8 protein-coding genes are annotated in these 5,654 nt (G+C 66.7%); 3 read left to right on the top strand and 5 right to left on the bottom strand.

The genetic code is table 11. The features are described from left to right. The coding region (locus VFV09_00950) for a hypothetical protein (GenBank protein HEU4866269.1) at positions 1–451 on the bottom strand (451 nt) is incomplete at its 3' end. A 202-nt stretch (positions 452–653) separates the two neighbouring features. Between VFV09_00950 and VFV09_00945 the strand changes: the two genes are divergently transcribed. Genes VFV09_00945 through VFV09_00935 form a run of 3 tightly spaced genes read left to right on the top strand, consistent with a single transcriptional unit; the run spans position 654 to position 2,676 of the window. Continuing rightward, a complete protein-coding gene (locus VFV09_00945) occupies positions 654–1,052 on the top strand; it encodes a GntR family transcriptional regulator (protein HEU4866268.1) in 399 nt (132 codons plus the stop codon). Continuing rightward, positions 1,049–1,942: an ABC transporter ATP-binding protein gene (locus tag VFV09_00940; GenBank protein HEU4866267.1), complete on the top strand. Its 894-nt coding sequence runs from the start codon at positions 1,049–1,051 to the stop codon at positions 1,940–1,942. Before VFV09_00945 ends, VFV09_00940 begins: the two co-directional genes overlap by 4 nt. Then, the gene (locus VFV09_00935) at positions 1,939–2,676 is read left to right on the top strand and encodes a hypothetical protein (GenBank protein ID HEU4866266.1); all 738 of its coding nucleotides are present in this window, start codon (positions 1,939–1,941) and stop codon (positions 2,674–2,676) included. The genes VFV09_00940 and VFV09_00935 overlap by 4 nt, the downstream gene beginning before the upstream one ends. A 6-nt stretch (positions 2,677–2,682) precedes the next feature. Here the strand turns inward: VFV09_00935 and ribH are convergent, their stop codons facing one another. The 4 genes from ribH to VFV09_00915 form a co-directional block, all read right to left on the bottom strand. After that, positions 2,683–3,141 carry a 6,7-dimethyl-8-ribityllumazine synthase gene (ribH, locus tag VFV09_00930; protein HEU4866265.1) on the bottom strand — a complete coding sequence of 153 codons (459 nt, stop codon included), beginning with the start codon at positions 3,139–3,141 and terminating at the stop codon, positions 2,683–2,685. Continuing rightward, on the bottom strand, positions 3,138–4,379 hold the full coding sequence (locus VFV09_00925) for a bifunctional 3,4-dihydroxy-2-butanone-4-phosphate synthase/GTP cyclohydrolase II (GenBank protein HEU4866264.1): 1,242 nt from the start codon (positions 4,377–4,379) through the stop codon (positions 3,138–3,140). The genes ribH and VFV09_00925 overlap by 4 nt, the downstream gene beginning before the upstream one ends. 11 nt (positions 4,380–4,390) lie before the next feature. Beyond that, positions 4,391–4,975 carry a riboflavin synthase gene (locus VFV09_00920; protein ID HEU4866263.1) on the bottom strand — a complete coding sequence of 195 codons (585 nt, stop codon included), beginning with the start codon at positions 4,973–4,975 and terminating at the stop codon, positions 4,391–4,393. Further along, a partial coding sequence (locus VFV09_00915) for a dihydrofolate reductase family protein (protein HEU4866262.1) occupies positions 4,975–5,654 on the bottom strand: 680 nt, incomplete at its 5' end. The genes VFV09_00915 and VFV09_00920, both read right to left, overlap by 1 nt.

The following is a 5,654-nucleotide window of genomic DNA, read 5'->3' as shown; positions in this document are numbered from 1 at the left end:
GCTGATAGGTCCTGGGCGCCGAGATCCTGGCCACCTCGGCGCGGGCGGCCATCGAGTCCAGGGCAGCCCGGCCCCCGCCCTTGACGAATACCCGGTTGGCCGCCCAGAAGGAGGTGAAGGTGGCGTTCAGCGCCTTCAGGTCGGCGATCACGCCGGTCTGGCTGGCGGTGGACACCGACTTCAGCTTGTCGACAACCCACCGGCCTCGCTCCGCCCAGTCGACGACGGCGGCGGCGCCGCTCAGGTCGGCCTGGTCCGAAAGCTCGACCCAGAAGTCAGCAGCGCCGTTCGTGCTGATCGCGGTTTCGACTCCGGCGTCGACCTTGGAAGGCGAAGGCGTTGCCGCTCGGGCGGGAAGCGACGGAGGTACCAGGAGAAGGACGGCCGCGAGCGACGAGACGATGGTCCGCCACCGGCGCCTGTGCGCAACCGGCCCAGTTCGTATGAGCATTCAGGCCCCCTCGGAGGCCTTCCCCGCCGGGGCACCCGAAGCTTCAGATCTCCCGTGCGCCGGCCCTCGCCGGAACCCAGGGAAAATCGCTGGGAGGACTATACAGTCACGCCCAGCCTGTGAATAGAGCCCTCTTGACCGCTTGGCAGCAAGCCTCTATAGTTCATTACATGAGTAATGAACCGAAGAACCGCTGGGCGTGATGTTCGACGACCGGAGCCCCATCTACCGGCAGATTGCCGACCAGATTCGGACCGAGGTCCTCACGGGCGCCCTCAAGCCGGACGACCAGGTCATGTCGACCACCCAGTACGCCGAGTTCTACCGGATCAACCCGGCGACCGCCGCCAAGGCGTTCCAGCAGCTGGTCGACGAAAAGGTCATCTACAAGCGGCGCGGCGTGGGCATGTTCGTCAGCGCCGACGCCCGAGAGAGGCTCCAGGCCGAATACCGGAAGCGTTTCTTCGCCGATGTGGTGGACCCCGTGGTGACCGAGGCCCGCAACATCGGCATCCCCATTTCCGACGTCATCGCACGCATTTCAGAGCTGGCTGCCCGGGAGAACGGCAGCCCCGGCAAACCGAAGGAGAAAAACCGTTGAGCGCAAGCATCGAGGTTCGGGATCTGACGCTGAGGTACGGACCGGTGACTGCGGTCGACGGCCTGACTTTCACCCTGGAGGCCGGCAAGATCCACGGTCTGCTGGGCCGGAACGGCTCGGGCAAGACCAGCCTGCTCTCGGTGGTCTCCGCCTTCCGCAAGGCCACCTCGGGGGTGGCGCTGGTCGACGGCGAGCAGGTCTGGGAGAACGCCCGGGCCGCGCGGAAGATCTGCTTCATCCGCGGCTCGGGCGACACCATCGCCGGGGACTGGCCCTCGGACAAGGTTTCCGACGCCCTGGCGCTGGCTGCCGACCACCGCCCCGAGTGGGACGCCGGCTACGCCACCAAGCTGGTCGACCGCTTCGAGCTCGACCCCAAGGCGCACATCGGCAAGATGTCGCAGGGTCAGCGATCGGCTCTGGGCGTGATCCTCGGCCTGGCCAGCCGGTGCCCGGTGACCATCTTCGACGAGTCCTACCTGGGCATGGATGCGCCGTCCCGCTACACGTTCTACGAGGAGTTGCTGGCCGACTACCTTGCACACCCCCGCACGATCGTCCTGTCGACCCACCTGATCGAGGAGGTAAGCAACCTGTTCGAGGAGGTGGTGATCATCGACCGGGGCCGGCTGCTTCTACAGGACAAGGTCGAGGACCTGCGCTCCCGCGGGGCGTCGGTCATCGGTCCCGCCGACTCGGTGGACCGGTTCACCGAAGGGCTCACCGTCCTGTCGTCCCGGCAGCTCGGCCCCACGAGGTCGGTGACCACCTACGGGGAGATGGACGACGACCGCTTGCGCCTGGCTCGGGCGGCCGGGCTCGAGATCGGTCCGATCACCCTCCAGGACCTGTTCGTCCACCTGACCGAAACAGAAAGGATCCCGGTATGACCAACACCACCCTGCCGATGGACATCGCCCGCCACCGGATCAAGATCGATGCGCCGGGCGCTGTGGCGATCTGGATTCCGTTCGTCGTGTTCGTGGCGCTGGTGATCGGCCTCGTTGCGTACTTCGGCGAGATCCGGACCAGCGGCTGGGAGAAGGCGACCCAGCTCCCCCGTTGGTACGCCGGGGCGATCGGGGTCTACATGACCGCGCTCTACCTGCCGGTCTACATCGCCCACGGGCGCACCCGTAGGGAGTTCCTGAAGCAGGCGCCGGTTGCGATTCTGGTCACGACGACCGTCCTGGCGATGCTCATGGCGATCGGATTCGCCATCGAGAGTTTCGCCTACCGGATCGCGGATTGGCCGCAGACCCTTTCGTCGACGCATCTGTTCGAGAGCCCTACCGAGTTCGGCCTCGTGTTCCTGGAGTTCTGGCTGGCGTTCGTCGTGTGGATGGTTGCCGGCACGTTTCTCGGGGCCGGCTTTTATCGCAACCCGGGTCTCGGATTCCTGATGCTTCCAGTCGCCCTGCTCGCGGTCTCATTGGTCGAGGGGTCGCTCGGCGGCAACGCCACAGTGTCGGCTCTTCCGCCGCTGCTCAGCCTGTTCGACATCATCCCCCAGAGCGGAACTGTCGGCCGGGCGGTTGCCACTGCGGCTGGCTGCTCTGCGGTCGGCTGGCTGATCACCTGGCTGGTGGCGCGGGACCTGCCGGTGAAGACGAAGGCGGCGTGAGGAGCCTCAGCCGATAAGCCTGTAGGTGTTCGCCAGTTCCACGGCGTCCTTCGCCACCTCGTAACCCTTGTGCCCGTGGGCGCCGCCGGTGCGGTCGAGGGCCTGCGCCGAGTTCTCGGTGGTCAGGACGCCGAAGGTCATCGGGACTCCGGATTCCAGGGCAACCTGGATCATGCCCTCCTGGGCCGCCTTGCATACGTAGGTGAAGTGTTCGGTCTCCCCCCTGATGACCGCCCCAAGGGTCACGATCGCATCGACCTGGCTAACCAGCTTCTTCGCCACACCGGGGATCTCGATTGCGCCCGGCACCGACACGACCGTGATGTCGTCCGACTCCACGCCGCAGTCGTCCAGCGCCCGCAAAGCACCTTCGAGCAGCCGGTCTGTGATCTTCTCGTTGAACCTGCTGATCACCACCCCGATCTTGAGGCCCTTGCCGTCGGCCTCGCCCTGGATCGTCCTCAAACGGAGCCCTCCCCCGGCGCCGGGTCCTTGGCTCCGAGGCCCTCCAGCAGGTGGCCGAGCCGGTCCCGCTTGGTCCTCAGGTAGGCGATGTTCTGCTCGGTGGGGCTGGTCTCCAGCGGGACCCGGTCGGTGATCGACAGGCCGTAGCCCTCGATGCCGGCGAACTTCTGCGGGCTGTTGGTCATCAGCCGCATGCTGGTGATGCCGAGGTCGACCAGCACCTGGGCGCCGATGCCGTAATCCCGAAGGTCGGGCGGGAACCCCAGCTCCTTGTTGGCGTCGACCGTGTCCCGGCCCTGGTCCTGCAGCTTGTAGGCACGGATCTTGTGGGTCAGCCCGATCCCCCGGCCCTCGTGGCCCATGATGTAGAGGACCACGCCCTCGCCGGCTTCCTGGATCTTCTCCATCGCCTGGCGCAGTTGGGGGCCGCAGTCGCAGCGGGCGGACAGGAAGACGTCTCCGGTCAGGCACTGCGAGTGGACCCGGACCAGGACGTTCTCCTTGCCGGCCACCTCACCCTTGACGAAGGCGACGTACTCCTGGTGGTCGATGGTCGACTGGTAGGCGTGGCACTCGAACTCGCCATAGGCGGTGGGCATCTTGGCGATCCCCATGCTCTCGACAAGCTTCTCGCTCTGCCGGCGGTAGGCGATCAGGTCTTTGATGGTGAGGATCTTGAGGTTGAACCTCTCGGCCAGGACCTGCAGGTGCGGCAGGCGGGCCATGGTGCCGTCCGGGTCCATGATCTCGGCCAGCACGCCCACCGGGGCGAACCCGGCCAGGCGGGCGAGATCCGAGGCGGCCTCGGTGTGGCCGGCCCGGCGTAGCACCCCGCCGGCCGAAGCCCGCAGCGGGAACACGTGGCCCGGCCGCGCGAGGTCGCTCGGAACGGTAGCCTTGTCGGCGATCGAACGGATGGTAACCGCCCGGTCGTAGGCGCTGGAGCCGGTGTGGCCGGGGATCTTGAGGTCTACCGACACGGTGAAGGCGGTGCCGTGGGGCGCGGTGTTCTCGGACACCATCATCGGGATGTTCAGCTCCGCCAGCCGCTCGGCGGTGACCGAGGTGCAGATCAGGCCGCGGCCCTCGGTGGCCATGAAGTTGAGGTCGTCCGGGCTGATCTTCTCCCCGGGCATGACGAAGTCGCCCTCGTTCTCACGCTCTTCGTCGTCCACAACGATGATCATCCGGCCCTCTTTGAGTTCGGTGATGGCCTCTTCTACGGTTGCAAATTCCACTTTTGCCTCCACTACTCTTCCGGATGCGTGTAGCCGAGCAACCGCTCGACATACTTCGCCAGGACGTCGACTTCAATGTTCACAGGATCTCCGGGCAACTTGGTGCCGAAGGTGGTGCTAACCAAAGTGTGGGGGATCAGGGCGACCGAGAACCGCCCCGGCTCCAGGCTCGCAACGGTCAGGCTCACGCCTTCGACCGTGACCGAGCCCTTGGGGACCAGGTAGCGCTCGAGCTCGGTGGGAACCCGAAACCACATCTCCGTCGACCCCTCCAGCTGCTCCAGCTCGGCGAGGTTCCCGACCCCGTCGACGTGGCCCTGGACAATGTGGCCCCCGAAGCGGCCGTCCGCGGGCATCGCCCGCTCGAGGTTTACCTTGGTCCCCGGCATCAGGGCGCCGAGGCTGGTGCGGCGGGCGGTCTCCTCGGATATGTCGGCGGTGAAGGCGCCGGCCTCGGGCTCGGTTACCGTCAGGCAGACCCCGTTGACCGAGATGGACTCCCCCACCACCAGGTCCTTCAGGTCGGAGACGATCCGGATGTGGGCATCCGAGACCGAAGCCGCAGTTCCGATGGTCTCAACAATTCCGGTGAACATCAGCTGGCCTCCCTGTACGGATATGCGGTGATTCGAAGGTCGGGACCGATCCGTTTGACCTCTGAGATGACCAGGTCGGCGGCGTCGGTTATCGAGTCCGCCACCCACCCGCTCAGCGCCCCGGCGCCGGAGGCGCCGAGCAGCTTCGGAGCGAGGTAGAAGACGTACCGGTCGATCAGGCCGCCGCCGGCAAATGCGCCGGCCAGGGTGGCTCCGCCCTCCAGAAGGAGCGAAACGACCCCCCGGTCCCCGAGGATCCGCAGCATCTCGTTCAAGTCGACCGTGCGCCGCTCCCCGGGAACGCAAACGACATCGACCCCGGCCTCTTTAAGCGCTGCCACTGCGGGCTCCGAGTCGCCGGTAGCCGTAAAGACGACTGTGGGAGCGTCGGCAGAAAGAACCTGTGCCCCCACGGGAACTCGGGCGGCTGAGTCGACCACCACCCGGAGAGGCGTTTTTGAGCTCCGGACACCGCGCACCGTCAGCTTCGGGTCGTCGGCCAGAACGGTCCCCACCCCGGCGCAGACTGCGTCGGATTGCGCCCGCAGCCGGTGGGCGTCCAGCCGTGCCCCGGCCGAGGTGATCCACTGCGAGGAGCCGTCGGCCGCGGCGGTGCGGCCGTCGATCGACATCCCAGCGTTGTAGGTGACGAACGGGCGGCCGATGGTTCGGTGGAGGA

The sequence above is a fragment of the Actinomycetota bacterium genome (genome assembly GCA_035759705.1).
Taxonomy (GTDB): Bacteria; Actinomycetota; CADDZG01; order JAHWKV01; family JAHWKV01; genus JAJCYE01.
This window is presented reverse-complemented; position numbering and strand designations above follow the sequence as displayed.

Coding starts and splice junctions, on each gene's coding strand:
- VFV09_00920 (HEU4866263.1), bottom strand. CDS start 4,975: ATGTTCACCGGAATTGTTGAGACCATCGGAACTGCGGCTTCGGTCTCG.
- VFV09_00935 (HEU4866266.1), top strand. CDS start 1,939: ATGACCAACACCACCCTGCCGATGGACATCGCCCGCCACCGGATCAAG.
- VFV09_00945 (HEU4866268.1), top strand. CDS start 654: ATGTTCGACGACCGGAGCCCCATCTACCGGCAGATTGCCGACCAGATT.